The following is a 15,673-nucleotide window of genomic DNA, read 5'->3' as shown; positions in this document are numbered from 1 at the left end:
TTGTGAGCCAACACTTTGATGTTCTTGTTCTGGGAGCGGGGCCCGGTGGCTACACCGCCGCGGTCCGTAGCGCGCAACTGGGTCTGTCCACCGCGGTGGTCGAGGAGCGGTACTGGGGAGGCGTGTGCCTGAACGTGGGCTGTATCCCCTCCAAGGCCCTGTTGCACAACGCCGAGATGGTGCAGTTCGTCGCGAACGAGGCCAAGGCGTACGGGATCAGCATCGGCGGGGAGGTGGCCGTCGACTACGGGGCGGCCTTCCAGCGCAGCCGTAAGGTCGCCGACGGCCGGGTCAAGGGCGTTCACTACCTGATGAAGAAGAACGCCATCACCCAGTTCGACGGGCGCGGCACCTTCACCGACGACCACACCCTGGTGGTGACCCTGGCGGACGGGCGCACCGAGACGGTGACGTTCGGCCACTGCATCCTGGCCACCGGCGCCCGGCCACGGCTGCTGCCCGGGACCGCCCTGTCGGAGCGGGTGGTCACCTTCGAGAGCCAGATCCTGAGCGAGACCCTGCCCGGCAGCATTGTCATCGCCGGGGCGGGCGCGATCGGCGTGGAGTTCGCCTACGTCCTGCGCAGCTACGGCGTGGATGTGACCATCGTCGAGTTCCTGGACCGTATGGTCCCGCTGGAGGACGAGGAGATCTCCAAGGAACTGGCCAAGCACTACCGCAAGCTGGGGATCGAGGTCCTGACCGGGACCGCCGTCGAGAGCATCGACGACTCCGGCCCCCGGGTGCGCGTCACCGTCGACAAGGGCGGCGAGCGGCGGACACTGGAGACGGACAAGGTCCTCCAGGCCATCGGTTTCGCGCCGAACGTCCAGGGCTACGGCCTGGAGAACACCGGGGTGCGGCTGACGGAGCGCGGTGCGGTCGAGGTCGACGGGCGCTGCCGCACCAGCGTGCCGCACATCTTCGCGATCGGGGACGTCACCGCCAAGCTGATGCTCGCGCACGCCGCCGAGTCCATGGGCATCGTGGCCGCCGAGACCATCGCGGACGCGGAGACCATGGAGCTGGACTACACCATGATCCCGCGGGCCACCTACTGCCAGCCGCAGGTCGCCAGCTTCGGCTGGACCGAGGCCCAGGCGCGCGAGCGGGGCTTCGACGTCAAGGTCGCCAAGTTCCCATTCACCGCCAACGCCAAGGCCCACGGCCTGGGGCAGCCCGTCGGCTTTGTGAAGATCATCAGTGACGACACCCACGGTGAACTGCTCGGTGCCCACCTCATCGGCCCCGAGGTCACCGAGCTCCTCCCGGAACTCACCCTCGCCCAGCAGTGGGACCTCACCATCCACGAGGTCGCCCGCAACGTCCACGCGCACCCCACCCTCGGCGAAGCCGTCAAGGAGGCCGTCCACGGCCTGTCCGGCCACATGATCAACATGTAGGGCGCCCCTCTGTACGGCACACCCCTGCCCGGCGGCCGCGGGTCGCCGGGCTTCTCGCTGTGGACCACCCCCCGCAAGATCGAAGTTAACGTGGGTTTAGCATATGAGCGCCGCCTAGCTCGAAAGATAAACCTGTGACTGTCAATGACGACTCGTTCACCAACTGGAAGAACCGCGAGGAGACCGCGGAGTCGATGATCCCGATCATCGGGAAGCTACACCGTGAGCGGGACGTCACCGTCCTGCTGCACAGCCGCTCCCTGGTGAACAAATCGGTGGTCAGCATCCTCAAGACCCACCGGTTCGCACGGCAGATCGCCGGTGAGGAACTCTCGGTCACCGAGACGATGCCCTTCCTCCAGGCCCTCACCGCGCTCGACCTCGGCCCGTCCCAGATCGACATCGGCATGCTCGCCGCCACGTACAGGAGCGACGACCGCGGTCTGTCGGTGGCGGAGTTCACCGCCGAGGCCGTCGCCGGTGCGACGGGCGCCAACAAGATCGAGGGCGGCGCGGGGCGCGATGTCGTCCTCTACGGGTTCGGCCGCATCGGGCGCCTCGTCGCCCGCCTGCTCATCGAGAAGTCCGGCTCCGGCAACGGTCTGCGGCTGCGGGCCATCGTCGTGCGCGGGGGCGGCGGCCGGGCGGCCGAGGACCTCGTCAAGCGCGCCTCGCTGCTGCGCCGTGACTCCATCCACGGGCAGTTCCAGGGCACGATCACCGTCGACGAGGCGAACAGCGCGATCATCGCCAACGGCAACGAGATCAAGGTGATCTACGCCGACGACCCGGCCTCGGTCGACTACACGGCGTACGGCATCAAGGACGCCATCCTCATCGACAACACGGGCAAGTGGCGCGACCGCGAGGGTCTGTCGAAGCATCTGCGTCCCGGCATCGACAAGGTCGTCCTGACCGCGCCGGGCAAGGGCGACGTCCCCAACATCGTCCACGGCGTCAACCACGACACGCTCAAGCCCGACGAGCAGATCCTGTCCTGCGCCTCCTGCACCACCAACGCGATCGTCCCGCCGCTGAAGGCGATGGAGGACGAGTACGGCGTGCTGCGCGGCCATGTGGAGACGGTCCACTCGTTCACCAACGACCAGAACCTGCTGGACAATTACCACAAGTCCGACCGTCGTGGCCGGTCCGCGCCGCTCAACATGGTGATCACCGAGACCGGTGCCGCCTCCGCCGTCGCCAAGGCGCTGCCCGACCTCAAGGCGCGGATCACCGGCAGCTCGATCCGGGTCCCGGTGCCCGATGTGTCGATCGCGATCCTCAACCTTCAGCTCGCGCGGGAGACCAGCCGCGAGGAAGTCCTCGACTACCTCCGCAACGTGTCGCTGACGTCACCGCTGAAGCGCCAGATCGACTTCACCACCGCCCCCGACGCGGTGTCGAGCGACTTCATCGGCTCGCGCCACGCCTCGATCGTCGACGCGGGCGCCACCAAGGTCGAGGGCGACAACGCGATCCTCTACCTGTGGTACGACAACGAGTTCGGCTACTCCTGCCAGGTCATCCGCGTCGTCCAGTACGTCTCCGGGGTGGAGTACCCGACCTACCCGGCGCCGGCGATCTGATTCCGGCCCACTGCGCGCACCGGTCCCCCGGCAGACGGGGACCGGTGCGCGCTGCGCTTTCCCAGGCACTCCTGCCGTCTCTCCCCTCGTGCGATGCTGGGAAGGGATCATGACGGGACGCGGAGAGAGCGGCGGAGGGTGCATGGCGAGCCGGTCGGTTCGGGCGAGGGCGTGGGCACGCATCGTGGCGTCGGACCCCGGGCTGCTTCGACTCACGGCCGGGCTGCGGACCGTGTGCTCCATCGCGCTCACCCTCGCCGTCCTGGCCTTTCTGCGGGCCGACGTGTCGCATCTGGTGGCCGGGGCCATCGCGGCCATGGTCGCGACGTTCGCCATCCGCGAGAAGGAGCGGACACCACAGGCCGTCACGCTGGCCCTGGGCCTCCCCGTGGCGCTGGCCTCGGTGTCGCTGAGCGCGCTGCTGCACTCCTACCGGGTGGCCGGGGACCTCGCCTTCCTGGGGCTCATCTTCGGCGCCGTCTACGGCCGCCGGTTCGGCGACCGCGGCACGGCACTGGGACTGATCGTCTTCCAGGTCTACTTCCTCTCCCTCTTCGTCGGCGCGACCGTCCCCGCACTCCCGGGGCTCTGTGCCGCGATCGTCATCGCCTTCGTGTGCAGCGCCGTGGTGCGCTTCGCCCTGGTGCCCGACACCCCCGCTGGGATCCTGGACCGGCTGCGCCAGGCGTTCCGGGCCCGCCTCGCGCAACTGATCTCGGCGTACCTCGACCTGTTCGACGCCGGGCCGGACGACCTCCAGAAGGTGCTCGACGAGGTGCGCCGCAGGGCCGCGGCACTGCACGAGACGGCCATGATGATCCAGGGGCGGCTGGAGGAGGGCACCTCCGACGACGCGACGGCCCGGCTCGTACAGCGTCGTATCGCCGATGCCGAGATCGCCGCCGAACGGCTGGGGCTGCTGCTGCTCACCGCGCGCAGCGCGAAGCGGGCCGACACGCTCACCCTGCACCTGCCGGGGGCCCCGGTGCCCTCGGGCGGGCCGCTGCCCGAGCGGGACGAGACGACCGCCGCACTGCGCCGCGACCTCGAGGCGCTGCATCTGCTTGTCCTGCGGCCCGCCACGCAGACCGCCGGAACGGCGGTGTCCCACGTGCGCAACCGGCTCCTCGGCTATCGCGAGGAGGAGAACCTGCCGCACGCGTCGGCCGCCGTCCAGGACGTCTTCCGCGGGATCGGCGAGCTGGGGCGCGCCGTCCTGGGACTGCGGATCGCCTTCGACGGACCCGAGGACGAGTCCGACGACACCCCCGCCACCGCCCGCTCACGTGAGGAACTGGACGCGGAGGACGCCGCGATCGACGGCAGCGAGGAGGCTGGCCGCCCGGAGCCGGAGGCCACCGGGCTCCGGCGCCCCACCACCCGCGCCGCGGTGCAGGTGGCCGTGGGATCGGCGCTGGCCATGGTCGGCGGCGAGTTCCTCTCCAGTCAGCGCTGGTACTGGGCCGTGCTGACCTGCTGGATCGTGTTCATCAACACGGCGTCCACCGGGGAGATCCTGGTCAAGGGTTATCGCCGGCTGGTGGGGACCGTCCTCGGGGTGGTGGCGGGCATCCTGCTGGCGGGAGTGGTCGGACACCACACATGGACGGCGTTCGGGCTCGTGCTGCTGTTCATCTTCGCGATGTTCTACACGGCACCGCTGTCGTACACGCTGATGTCCTTCTTCGTCACGGCCATGCTGGGCCTCCTCTACACGGTCCTGCACACCTACACCGCTTCCGTGCTCCTGCTGCGCATCGAGGAGACGGCGCTCGGGGTGTTCTGCGGAATCGTCGCGGCGGCGGTGGTGCTGCCGGTCCACACCGATCGCCGTACGAACGAACTCCTCGGCACCACGCTGGCCCGGCTCGCCGATGTCACCGAGGCCGCCGTCGGCCAGCTCAGCGGTGGTCCCGCGGTCAATCTGCTCGACCGGGCCCGCGATCTGGACCAGGCCCTGGCCGATCTGCGTTCCTCGACACAGCCGCTGACCCATCCGATCACGCCGATGCGGGCCCGCCGGGACACCGCCCGCTATCTGATGGCGATGCTGGAGACCTGCGCCTACCACGCGCGCTCCCTGGCGGCGACCGCCGAACTGCTGCCCGAGCACCCGTCGATCGCGGCGGATCCCCGGCTGCGCGTGGCGGGCCGGCGCATCGTCCACAACATCGAGGCCCTCGCCACGCACGTCGGCGACGAACAGTCCGACGCCGCGATCGAGACGGGCCCCAGCATCGCGTCCATGCTCAAGCCGGGCACCCTCGGGGCCCCGCACTACGACCGCGTCACCGACCGGGTGCTGCGGCACCTTCAGCGCCTGGACGAGGCGGTGGCCGGACTGGCCCGTCCGCTCCACGTCCCCACCCAGCCGCCGAAGGCCTGACCACCGCCGGGGCGCGCGTCGGCCGACCGACCCGTCGCGCCGGTGCCGTCCTCGGTGCCTCAGTCGAAGCGCAGGTCGGACAGCTGCCGTTCGAGCGCGGTGACGTCGTCGTCCTCGGGTGTCTCCTCGGCCGCACGGGCGGCCATGAGAGCGGCGAGCTCGCCGCCCGCCCGCCGGATGCGCGCGGGCAGCCCCTCGGTGAAGGCGTCGCCGCCGGATCCCCAGTCCTCGGACGCCGCGTACACCGCGGTGGGGACGACCGCCGCGCGCAGATACGCGAACAGCGGGCGCAGCGCGTGCTCCAGCACCAGGGAGTGGCGGGCCGTGCCGCCGGTCGCCGCGATCACGACCGGTTTCCCGGTCAGGGCGTCCGGGTCGATCAGGTCGAAGAAGGACTTGAACAGCCCGCTGTAGGAGGCGGTGAACACGGGAGACACGACGATCAGACCGGTCGCACCCGTCACCGCGTCGATCACGGCGGCCAGCGGCGGGGCCGGGAATCCGGTGACGAGGTTGTTGGCGACGGCGACGGCCAGTTCCCGCAGCTCGACGACCTCGGTCTCCAGCTCCTGGCCCGGACCGGCGAGTTCGCCGCGGACCGACTCGGCGAGGCGGTCCGCGAGCAGACGGGTGGAGGACGGGGTGCTCAGCCCCGCGGACACGGCGACCAGCTTCATGCTGTGGTCTCTCCCTTCCCGGACGCCGCGGCGGCGATCCGGGCCGCATGCGTCGGCGCGTCCGGCACATCGGCCGGGCGGCCGTTCGCGAACTCCTTGCGCAGGACGGGCACGACCTCCTCGCCGAGGATGTCGATCTGTTCCAGAACGGTCTTCAGGGGAAGGCCCGCGTGGTCCATCAGGAACAGCTGCCGCTGGTAGTCGCCGACCGTCTCGCGGAAGGTCAGCGTCCGCTCGATGACCTGCTGGGGAGAGCCGACCGTGAGCGGGGTCTGCTCGGTGAACTCCTCCAGGGACGGTCCGTGCCCGTAGACGGGCGCGTTGTCGAAGTAGGGGCGGAACTCCCGTACGGCGTCCTGGGAGTTCTTCCGCATGAACACCTGGCCGCCCAGTCCGACGATGGCCTGTTCCGGCCGGCCGTGCCCGTAGTGGGCGTAGCGCCGCCGGTACAGCTGGACCATCTGCCGTGTGTGCTCGGCGGGCCAGAAGATGTTGTTGTGGAAGAAGCCGTCGCCGTAGTAGGCCGCCTGGTCGGCGATCTCCGGGGAGCGGATCGAGCCGTGCCAGACGAACGGCGGTATGCCGTCCAGCGGTCGGGGCGTGGCGGTGAAGCCCTGCAGCGGCGTGCGGAACTTGCCCTCCCAGTCGACCACGTCCTCGCGCCACAGCCGGTGCAGCAGCGCGTAGTTCTCCTTGGCGAGGTTGATGCCCTGGCGGATGTCCTGCCCGAACCAGGGGTAGACCGGGCCGGTGTTGCCGCGCCCCATCATCAGGTCCACCCGCCCGTCGGCCAGGTGCTGGAGCATCGCGTAGTCCTCGGCGATCTTCACCGGGTCGTTGGTGGTGATCAGTGTCGTGGCCGTGGACAGGATCAACTTCTCGGTGCGCGCGGCGACATGGCCGAGCATGGTGGTCGGGGACGACGGTACGAAGGGCGGGTTGTGGTGCTCGCCCATGGCGAAGACGTCCAGGCCCACCTCCTCCGTCTTGAGCGCGACGGCGACCATCGCCTTGATGCGTTCGTGCTCCGACGGCGTACGGCCCGTGGTCGGATCGGTCGTCACATCACCGACCGTGAAGATGCCGAACTGCATGGATCCCTCTTCTTCCGGCAATCGTGTGCGTGCGGAACGCTAGGCGTCCCCCGCAGGGCCGGCATGCCCGAGAGCGCACGGGCAGGTGACCCCCAGCGCCCTGCTCTTCCGGAGACGTTGCCCGAGCGCGGGCGTGCCACCGAGGATGCACAGTGTCGGTGGACATGATCGGTGAGGGGGCCAGGAGTGCTGTTGCTCGATCTCGGCACGGTGGCGCCACGCGAGCGGGTGGAGGCGTTTCGGCATGCGCTGACGGACTCGATGGTGCCCAACGAGATCGTCCACGAGGAGCCCCCGACCGGCATCCACGCCCGTATGGAGCTGTGGCAGGTGGGCGGCCTGAACCTCTTCGCCACCCGCAACTCCGGCTTCGAGGTCCGGCGCAACGAGCGGCATGTACGTCACCACCGCAGCCGTCCCGTGGTCTCCGTCTCGCTCCAGCCCGCGGGCCTCCACCGCGCCGAAGTGGCGGGCCGGCGCTCGTTGTTGGGGCCCGACGACATCTGTGTGTTCCACGAGCTGTCGCCCCGTACCTACGGCTGGTCCGGCGACGCGGCCTCCCAGTCGATCATGTTCGACATGAACCGCCTGGACGTGCCGGTGGACCTCGTGGTCAGGGCCGCCCTGCAACTGCGTGCCAGTCCGATGTACGGCCTGGTCCTCCAGCATCTGCGCGGCCTGTGGCGCGATCCGGGCGCTCTCGAGTCCGATCCCGGCGCGCCGGCCCTGGCGAGCGCCACCACGGATCTCGTACGCGCGCTGCTGCTGTCGGCCGCGCACGTCGAGGAGACCGACACGGTGAGGTCGGCCATGGACGAGACCCTGCTGACCCGGATCACCGGCTATGCGCGCCGCCATCTCGCGGACCGTGATCTGACGCCCGGGCGGATCGCGGCCGAGCACGCCATCTCGGTGCGCCGGCTGTACCTCCTGCTCAGCGAGGCGGGCATCAGCCTGGAGCAGTGGCTGATCGCCGAACGGCTCACCAAGGCACAGCAGATGCTGGCCTCGCCGCGCTACGACCGGCTCACCGTCGCGGCCGTGTCCGCGCGGTGCGGATTCAGCAGCCCGAGCCACTTCAGCCGGCGGTTCCAGGCGGCGTACGGGCAGTCGCCGAGCGACTGGCGGCGCAACCGCGACAGCAGCCCCCTCGGGAGCGGCTCCGGCCGGGGCGGCGGGGCGACGGACGGACCGGTGTCCCGCGCCGGCCGGTCAGACGGCGTGTAGGGCCGCATGCAAGGTGTCCGTCGCCTGGATACGCGCCGCTCTGGACGCGTGCGTGCCGCGCAGCAGGTCGAACAGGACGAACCCGTGAATCGTGCCGTGATACCGGGCCGACACGACCGGGACGTCCGCCTCCCTCAGCCGCGCCGCATAGGCCTCGCCCTCGTCACGCAGCACATCGGCCTCGGCGGTGAGAACGAGCGCCGGCGGCAGGCCGCGCAGCCGGCGGGTGGCCGCGCGCAGCGGCGACACGGTGCCCAGGGTCCGGGTCTCGGGGTCCGGCGCGTACTGCCGCCAGTATCCGCTCATTGCGGCCCGGCCGAGGAAGTAGCCCTCCCCGAACTGGTGGTAGGAGTGGGTGTCCATCGCCGCGTCGGTCACCGGGCAGACCAGCACCTGGTGGCTGAAGGCCGGCTCGCCACGCTCCAGCGCGACCAGGGTGAGGGCGGCCGCCTGCTGGGCGCCCGTGCTGGCGCCGACGACCGCCATCCTGGTGCCGTCCAGCCGGCACTGCGCGCCATGGCGGGCGATCCACCGGGCGACGGTGTACGCCCGTTCGACGGCGCTCGGGTACCTTGCGTCCTCCGGACCGTCGTACTCGGGGACGACCACGGCGGCATCCACGCCGAGGACCAGGTCCGCCACCAGGAGCCGGTGTGCGTGCGCGTCGGTCAGCATCCAGCCCAGCCCGTGCAGATACAGCACCACCGGCAGGAGTTCCTCGCTGCCGGCGGGACGGAGGATCCGCACCCGGATCCGGCTGCCGTCGTCTCCCGGCAGGGCGAGCCATTCCTCCTCCACATCGGGCTCGACACGGCCGTCGCCGTTCCACAGCACCGCCATGCGGGCCCTGGCGGCGGCCGCGTCGGTGCCCTCCGGCACAGGGCACGTGTACGCCTGGACGAAGGCCCGCACCTGCCGTTCGAGGACGGGCTTCGCCCCGAGGGCCGGAACGTCTTCTTCCACGGACAACTCCTGCGGGGGGCGGATCATGGGCCGTACGGGGGATCGGCTCCGCACCCGCTGCCGGGCAGGGAGGCACACTCTCGGCACCGGAGGCGGCCGCACGCGCGATCCAGCCTAGGGCGCCCGCTGCCGGGGAGAGGGGCGGGCCACCGTACTCACCCATGCCCCTGCGTGCACACTTCGGCAGCTGTTCGACATCTCGAACCTCGACGCGCCGCGATGCCGTCGGACGACCCGACGCCTCTCCCCATGACCGTCGGAGAGTCGCGGAAAGGGGTGTGGAGAGCGGCGTCCGTCCCCCGCTCCGGCGCACCGTTCACCGAATTGCGGGGCGGCCGAGAGGAGTCCACGTGAGCGCCCTGCCCAGGACGGCCGACCGGCCGTGCACCCCGGCGTCGTCCGATGTCGGCGACGCCGTGGCGCGCTGGCTGGCACCCGTCCACGATCATCCGCGGCTGGGCGAGCCCCTGCCGGGCACCGTGACGCTGCATCACTTCGGCTATGTCCGCCTGATCGCCTGTGCGGCCGGGCCGCTGCGGGTGGCCCGTGGCTCGCGCCCGCACGCCGAGGACACCGCGGCCGCCAAGGACGCGGTCGCCCTGGTGGTCCCCCGGGACGGGGCGGTGCGTCTGGTCCAGGACGGCCGTGGCGCCGAGGTGCGGAGCGGGCAGCTGGCGCTGCTGGACCTGCGCCGGGCCTTCTCGGTCGAACAGCGGGATGCGGCCCGCACGTTGTTCTTCCGCCTCCCCGCGCACGCCCTGCACATCCCCGGGGAGGTCCTGCGGACCCTCACGGCCCGCGCCCTCACGCCGTCGGGCGGGGTGGCCGCGCTGCTGGCCCCCCTCCTGGGGCGCCTGGACGACACGGCGTCCCGCGTGCCCGCAGCGGTGGGCGAGCGGCTCGGCGGCATCGTGACCGAGCTGGTGGCCGCCCTGGTCGACGACGCCTACGAGGCCTACGACTCCGTGGACAGGTCTCCTCGCAGCGGGCCCCAGCAGCTGATCGTCACGATCCGCCGGTACATCGACCAGCACCTCGACGACCCCGACCTCTCGGCGGAGGGCATCGCCCGGGCGCATCTGATCTCGGTCCGCTATCTGCACCGCCTCTTCCAGGGCGAGGGAGTCACCGTGGGCAGGCTGATCCTGCGTCGGCGGGTCGAGGAGTGCGCGCGGGAACTCGCGCGGCGCGGCCGGGTGAGTCCCTCCGTCTCCGTGGTGGCGACCCGCTGGGGCTTCCGCAACGCGGCGCACTTCAGCCGTGCCTTCAAGGCCGTCCACGGGCAGTCCCCGCAGCAGTGGCGTCGCCTCGCGGCCGCGTCCGCGGCGGGAACCCTCTGAAGGAGCTACCCGGCCCCGTCCCTCGCCTCAGGACCCGGGTGGCCGGTTCCGGAACGCGTACGGCTGCGGCCGGTCAGCCGTTCGGGTCGCCGGTCCCGAGGGACGGCCGGGTCCGGTCCTCGCGCCAGTCGCTGGGCGACACGCCGTACCTGGCGCGGAAGCTGCGGCTGAAGTGTGTGGCGTTCGCGAACCCCCAGCGCCTCGCGACCGCGGAGACCGTGGTGTCGTCCCGCCCCGGGCGGGCCAGCTCCCGGCGCGCCTCCTCCAGCCGACGGTGCTGGATCCACCGGCCGACCGTGCTGTCGTGGTCCTCGAAGAGCTTGTGGAGATAGCGGATCGAGATGTGCTGGGCCGTGGCGACGCTCGCGGGGGTCAGCCCGCGGTCCCACAGGTTCGCGTCGACATGGGCGCGCACCCGCCGGACCAGGGCATCGCGCTCCTGCCCGCCCTCCGCCTCCGCTCCGTACCACTCCTCGTGGTCCTGCGGTACGGCATCGCCGTCCTCGACCGCCAGCAGGGCCACCCACTCGGCCACACTGCCGGCCAGATGGAGTGCCGTCCGGGGCGTATACGTGTCCGGAGCGCCGACGAGCTCCCGTAGAAGGGGAACCAGCAGCGGAGCCACGGCGCCGTCGGAGAACGGGGCCCGCGCACAGAGGGCCCGTATCCCGTGGTCGGTGAGCGCGAGGACCCGTCTCGGTATCCGCACCAGATGCAGGGCGAAGTCCTCCGGCTCATGGAGCGTGAACGGCTCCTCGCCGTCGCAGACGAAGAGGTCGTCCGGGCCGCAGGCCGCGCCCGCTCCCCGCCGGACCAGGACCGCCCGGCCGGCGGTGTGGATGCCCAGCACCAGACACGGTTCGCGGGTGTCGTCGTCGGGCTCGTGGACGTAGGTCCGTGCCGCTCCCCCGACCGTGTCGATCCGCAGGAAACCGAGTGCGCCGTGTGCGCGGACATCGGCGACCTGACCCGCGTCCTGAGTGAGATGCGTGCCGCCCGGGGCGGCGGATACGGGCATCAGGCTCATACGGCCCCCTTCGAAGCGTTCCACGGACTTCAGCCTGCGGCGGCTCCGGCCGTAAAAGACGCTGGTCAGGCGGTCCCTGCGGACAAGGGCATGAACGCTGCACCGTGGGGCATCGCAAGCGCGGGTCGGCGGTCCGCGAGCGCGTCGGACGGTCCGGCCGGCCCGGTCACTCTGAGCGCGCATCCGGTCATGCGGTGCACTCGTCCCCCCGTTCCCGGGACCGGTGGGATGGAGGGACACCCGAGTGGGAAGTTATGAAACATGACAGAACGGAACTTTGGGGACACCGCACGGCACCGGCCCGCCCGGCGCCGCCGTCATGCCCTGGACGGCGGCGGGGACGGAGACGCGCCGTGATCACCCATCCGCTGTACGGGGTGGAGCCCTGGTGCGTCCGCGAGACCGGACTGGACCTGGACGTCCTGGCGCAGAGCGAATCGGTCTTCGCCCTGTCCAACGGACACATCGGATGGCGCGGCAACCTGGAGGAGGGCGAGCCGCACGGGCTGCCCGGCTGCTATCTCAACGGCGTCCACGAGGTGCATCCGCTGCCCTACGCCGAGGCCGGATACGGCTACCCGGAGTCCGGCCAGACGGTCATCAACGTCACCGACGGCAAAGTCATCCGCCTCCTCGTCGACGACGAGCAGGCCGACCTGCGCTACGGCCACGTCCGCTCCCACGAACGGGTGCTGGATCTGCGGAACGGGGTGCTCCGCAGGGAGTGCGTGTGGGTCTCACCGGTGGGCAAGGCCGTCCGCGTACGCTCGACCCGGCTGGTCTCCCTCACTCATCGGGCCATCGCCGCGATCGTCTACGAGGTGGAGCCGCTGGAGGACGAGGTGGGCATCGTCATCCAGTCCGAACTCGTCGCCAACGAGCCCATGCCGCGGCCCAGCGCCGACCCGCGGGTCGCGGCCGTCCTGGACTCTCCGCTGCGGCCGGAGGAGCACTGCGCCGAGGGGACGCGCCTCAGGCTGATCCACCGCACCGAGCAGAGCGGTCTGCGGATCGCGGCCGCCGCCGTCCACATCGTGCAGGGCCCGGCCGGCACCCGGACCACCAGCGAGAGCACGGACGACGTCGCCCGGCTCACCGTGATCACCGACCTCAAGCCCGGAGAGAAGCTTCGGCTGGAGAAACTGGTCTCCTACTGCTGGTCCGGGCTGCGCTCGCTGACGGCCCTGCGGGACCAGGCGGAGGCCGCGCTCGCCGAGGCGGGCAGCACAGGCTGGCAGAATCTCCTCGACGAACAGCGGGCCGTGCTGGACGACTTCTGGCTCCACGCCGATGTGGAGGTGGACGGCGACGCGGAGATCCAGCAGGCCGTCCGCTTCGCGCTCTTCCATGTGCTGCAGGCGGCCGCCCGGGCCGAGCAGCGGGCCATCCCGGCCAAGGGCCTGACCGGCTCCGGATACGACGGGCACGCCTTCTGGGACACCGAGATCTATGTCCTGCCGCTGCTCACCTTCACCCATCCACGCAGTGTCGCCGCGGCACTGCGCTGGCGGCAGGACACCCTGCCGGCGGCACGCGCCCGTGCCCGCCAACTCGGTCTGAAGGGCGCCGCGTTCCCCTGGCGCACCATCAACGGCGCGGAATGCTCCGGCTACTGGCCGGCCGGTTCCGCCGCGTTCCACATCAACGCGGGGATCGCCCATGCCGTGCTGCGCTATGTCGCGGCCACCGGCGACGAGGACTTCGAGCGCGACACCGGTGTGGAACTGCTCGTGGAGAGCGCCCGGCTGTGGCTCTCCCTCGGCCACCACGACTCCGGTGGCCGTTTCCACATCGACGGTGTCACCGGGCCCGACGAGTACAGCGCGGTCGCGGACGACAACACCTACACCAACCTCATGGCCCAGGACAATCTGCGGGCCGCCGCCGACGCCGCCGACCGTCATCCCCGGCAGGCCGACGCGCTCGGCGTGACCGAGGAGGAGACCAGGGCGTGGCGGTGCGCCGCCGACACGATGAGCGTGCCGTACAACAGCGCGCTCGGTATCCACGAGCAGGCCGCGGATTTCACCCGCCACGAGGTCTGGGACTTCTCCCGCACCCGGCCCGAGGACTACCCGCTGCTGCTGCACTTCCCGTACCTGGAGCTCTACCGGAAGCAGGTGGTCAAACAGGCGGACCTCGTGCTGGCGATGTATCTGCGCAGCGACGCCTTCGACGAGGGGCAGAAGGCCCGGAACTTCGCCTACTACGAGCCACTCACCGTCCGTGACTCCTCGCTGTCGGCCTGCATCCAGGCCGTCATCGCCGCCGAGGTCGGCCAGTTGTGCCTGGCCTACGACTACCTGGGCGAGGCGGCCCTGATGGATCTGGACGATCTGGAGCGGAACTCCCGCGACGGACTGCACATCGCCTCGCTGGCGGGCTCCTGGATCGCGCTGGTCGCCGGCTTCGGCGGTATGCGCCACCGCGCGGGAACCCTGCACTTCGCACCCCGGCTGCCCGCGAACCTGAGCCGGCTCGCCTTCTCGGTCCAGGTCCGGGGCCAGTGCCTGCGGGTGGAGATCACCGAGTCCCTGGCCACGTACACGCTCGTACACGGGGAAAGCATCCGGATCGGGCACTACGGGGAGCCGGTGACGGTGTCCCTCGGCACCCCCGAAAGCCGGCCCTTCAAGCCGCCGCCGCCCCTGCCGGCCCCCGCCCAGCCACCCGGGCGCCGCCCGGAGCGCCCCTGCTGACCGCACACCGAGTGCGCGCGGGCCGCCACCTGGGTGTATCCAGGAGGTATGCGCCTCCAGCCCCGCGGAGGTGTCGGTCGGTCGTCGCAGCCGAACCGAGGACTCGTGGCCGTCCCGGTCGTGCTGATCGTAGCGATCGCGCTCGCCGACATCCTTGCGCCCCAGAGCATCCACCTCGGGCCGCTGCTCGTGGTCGCACCGGCACTCACCGCCTCCTTCGGTGGCTCCCGGCTCACGGCCCTGATCGGAGCCCTCGCCGTCGCGGCGCTGGTGGCGATCTCCGTGATCCGCACCAGCATCTTCACCTCCAACCACGAGAGCCAGCTCATCGCGCTGATGGTGATCTGCGCCTTCACCGTGCTGTTCTGCCGTCTGCGGGAGCGGCACAGCGCGGAGCTGAGACAGGTGCGGTCCGTGGCCGAAGCCGCGCAGCAGGTCGTCCTGCACCCCCTGCCGGACCGGATGGGCTCGCTGCACATCGCCAGCGCCTACCGGGCCGCCACGGACCAGGCCCGCATCGGCGGCGATCTGTACGCGGCCGTGCCCACCACGACCGGGACCCGTCTGCTCCTCGGAGACGTCCGCGGCAAGGGCCTGCCCGCCATCGAGGAGTCGGCGCTCGTGCTGGGCGCGTTCCGCAGCGCGGCCCACCGCGAACCGGAGCTCTGCGCGCTGCGGACGGAGCTGGATGCCATCGTGGGCTGGAGCCGATGCCAACCGAGCAAGGACTGCTCGGACACGGACGAGTCCTTCATCACCGCCGTGCTGGTCGACATCCCGGACGACGCCCCCGTCATCCATGTCCTGAACTGCGGGCACCCGCCACCGATCCGGCTGCACGACGCGCAGGCGATCGTGCTGGCACCCCGGCAGTACACGACTCCCCTCGGCATGGGCCTGCCCGAGGCCCCGCAGGGCGGCGTGGACACCTTCGCCTTCGAACCCGGCGACACGCTGGTGCTCTACACCGACGGCGTCACCGAGGCACGCGACCGGGCAGGCCGTTTCTACCCCCTCGCCGACCGCGTCACGGCCTGGCCGACCACGGCCACGCCCGAGGGGATCATCGATCACCTGCGCACCGACCTCGCCGCGTTCTGCGGCGGAAACTTCGCGGACGACGCCGCCGCGGTCGTGGTGCGCCGCGAACCGGTCACCGGCGATACGGCACAGCGTCCGAACAAGGCCCGCCGGTCCGCCCGCCGTCCCAGCCTCGTCCACCGGTCCCTGTAGACGCCCCCGCCCGGCCCCCACCGGCCGCGATCGGT

General features: G+C 71.1%; 11 protein-coding genes. 7 read left to right on the top strand and 4 right to left on the bottom strand.

What is annotated here, in order from left to right; translation table 11 throughout:
* The first annotated feature begins 2 nt into the window (after positions 1-2).
* The 3 genes from lpdA to ACFY2Z_RS31550 all read left to right on the top strand — a co-directional run bounded on the left by lpdA (position 3) and on the right by ACFY2Z_RS31550 (position 5,378).
* Positions 3-1,403, top strand: a complete 1,401-nt coding sequence (lpdA, locus tag ACFY2Z_RS31560) for a dihydrolipoyl dehydrogenase (protein WP_390747476.1) — start codon at positions 3-5, stop codon at positions 1,401-1,403.
* Positions 1,404-1,537: 134 nt separating this feature from the next.
* On the top strand, positions 1,538-2,992 hold the full coding sequence (locus tag ACFY2Z_RS31555; RefSeq protein WP_390747475.1) for a glyceraldehyde-3-phosphate dehydrogenase: 1,455 nt from the start codon (positions 1,538-1,540) through the stop codon (positions 2,990-2,992).
* Positions 2,993-3,134: 142 nt separating this feature from the next.
* The gene (locus ACFY2Z_RS31550; protein WP_390747474.1) at positions 3,135-5,378 is read left to right on the top strand and encodes an FUSC family protein; all 2,244 of its coding nucleotides are present in this window, start codon (positions 3,135-3,137) and stop codon (positions 5,376-5,378) included.
* Positions 5,379-5,437: 59 nt separating this feature from the next.
* On the opposite strand, the gene ACFY2Z_RS31545 is transcribed toward ACFY2Z_RS31550, so the two are convergent.
* Entirely contained in the window at positions 5,438-6,055 is a 618-nt protein-coding gene (locus ACFY2Z_RS31545; protein WP_390747473.1) for an FMN reductase, read from the bottom strand.
* Positions 6,052-7,149 (bottom strand): LLM class flavin-dependent oxidoreductase, encoded by a 1,098-nt coding sequence (locus tag ACFY2Z_RS31540; protein WP_390747472.1) that lies wholly within the window; start codon positions 7,147-7,149, stop codon positions 6,052-6,054. The genes ACFY2Z_RS31545 and ACFY2Z_RS31540 overlap by 4 nt, the downstream gene beginning before the upstream one ends.
* A gap of 186 nt (positions 7,150-7,335) precedes the next feature.
* Here ACFY2Z_RS31540 and ACFY2Z_RS31535 point away from each other — a divergent pair, with 186 nt between their 5' ends.
* Positions 7,336-8,376 carry a helix-turn-helix domain-containing protein gene (locus tag ACFY2Z_RS31535; protein ID WP_390747471.1) on the top strand — a complete coding sequence of 347 codons (1,041 nt, stop codon included), beginning with the start codon at positions 7,336-7,338 and terminating at the stop codon, positions 8,374-8,376.
* Here the strand turns inward: ACFY2Z_RS31535 and ACFY2Z_RS31530 are convergent.
* Positions 8,362-9,339, bottom strand: coding sequence for an alpha/beta hydrolase (locus ACFY2Z_RS31530; RefSeq protein ID WP_390747470.1), 978 nt, complete (start codon positions 9,337-9,339; stop codon positions 8,362-8,364). The two genes, ACFY2Z_RS31535 and ACFY2Z_RS31530, sit on opposite strands and share 15 nt — an antisense overlap.
* Before the next feature lie 350 nt (positions 9,340-9,689).
* Here ACFY2Z_RS31530 and ACFY2Z_RS31525 point away from each other — a divergent pair, with 350 nt between their 5' ends.
* Positions 9,690-10,679 (top strand): helix-turn-helix domain-containing protein, encoded by a 990-nt coding sequence (locus ACFY2Z_RS31525; protein ID WP_390747469.1) that lies wholly within the window; start codon positions 9,690-9,692, stop codon positions 10,677-10,679.
* 73 nt (positions 10,680-10,752) lie between these two features.
* On the opposite strand, the gene ACFY2Z_RS31520 is transcribed toward ACFY2Z_RS31525, so the two are convergent.
* A complete protein-coding gene (locus ACFY2Z_RS31520; RefSeq protein WP_390747468.1) occupies positions 10,753-11,730 on the bottom strand; it encodes a helix-turn-helix domain-containing protein in 978 nt (325 codons plus the stop codon).
* Positions 11,731-12,059: 329 nt separating this feature from the next.
* On the opposite strand from ACFY2Z_RS31520, the gene ACFY2Z_RS31515 reads away from it, so the two are divergent.
* Positions 12,060-14,405 carry a glycoside hydrolase family 65 protein gene (locus ACFY2Z_RS31515; RefSeq protein ID WP_390747467.1) on the top strand — a complete coding sequence of 782 codons (2,346 nt, stop codon included), beginning with the start codon at positions 12,060-12,062 and terminating at the stop codon, positions 14,403-14,405.
* Between the two features lie 120 nt (positions 14,406-14,525).
* Positions 14,526-15,638 (top strand): PP2C family protein-serine/threonine phosphatase, encoded by a 1,113-nt coding sequence (locus ACFY2Z_RS31510; protein ID WP_390747466.1) that lies wholly within the window; start codon positions 14,526-14,528, stop codon positions 15,636-15,638.
* Positions 15,639-15,673 lie beyond the last annotated feature (35 nt).

It is taken from the genome of Streptomyces sp. NPDC001222 (assembly GCF_042896945.1).
GTDB lineage: Bacteria > Actinomycetota > Actinomycetes > Streptomycetales > Streptomycetaceae > Streptomyces > Streptomyces gibsoniae.
The sequence above is the reverse complement of the archived record's forward strand: the minus strand, read 5'-3'. Positions and strand labels throughout refer to the sequence as shown.

What these genes read in the sequence shown, in the direction of transcription:
- ACFY2Z_RS31550 (WP_390747474.1), top strand. Translation starts at nt 3,135, where the DNA reads ATGGCGAGCCGGTCGGTTCGGGCGAGGGCGTGGGCACGCATCGTGGCG.
- ACFY2Z_RS31545 (WP_390747473.1), bottom strand. Translation starts at nt 6,055, where the DNA reads ATGAAGCTGGTCGCCGTGTCCGCGGGGCTGAGCACCCCGTCCTCCACC.
- ACFY2Z_RS31540 (WP_390747472.1), bottom strand. Translation starts at nt 7,149, where the DNA reads ATGCAGTTCGGCATCTTCACGGTCGGTGATGTGACGACCGATCCGACC.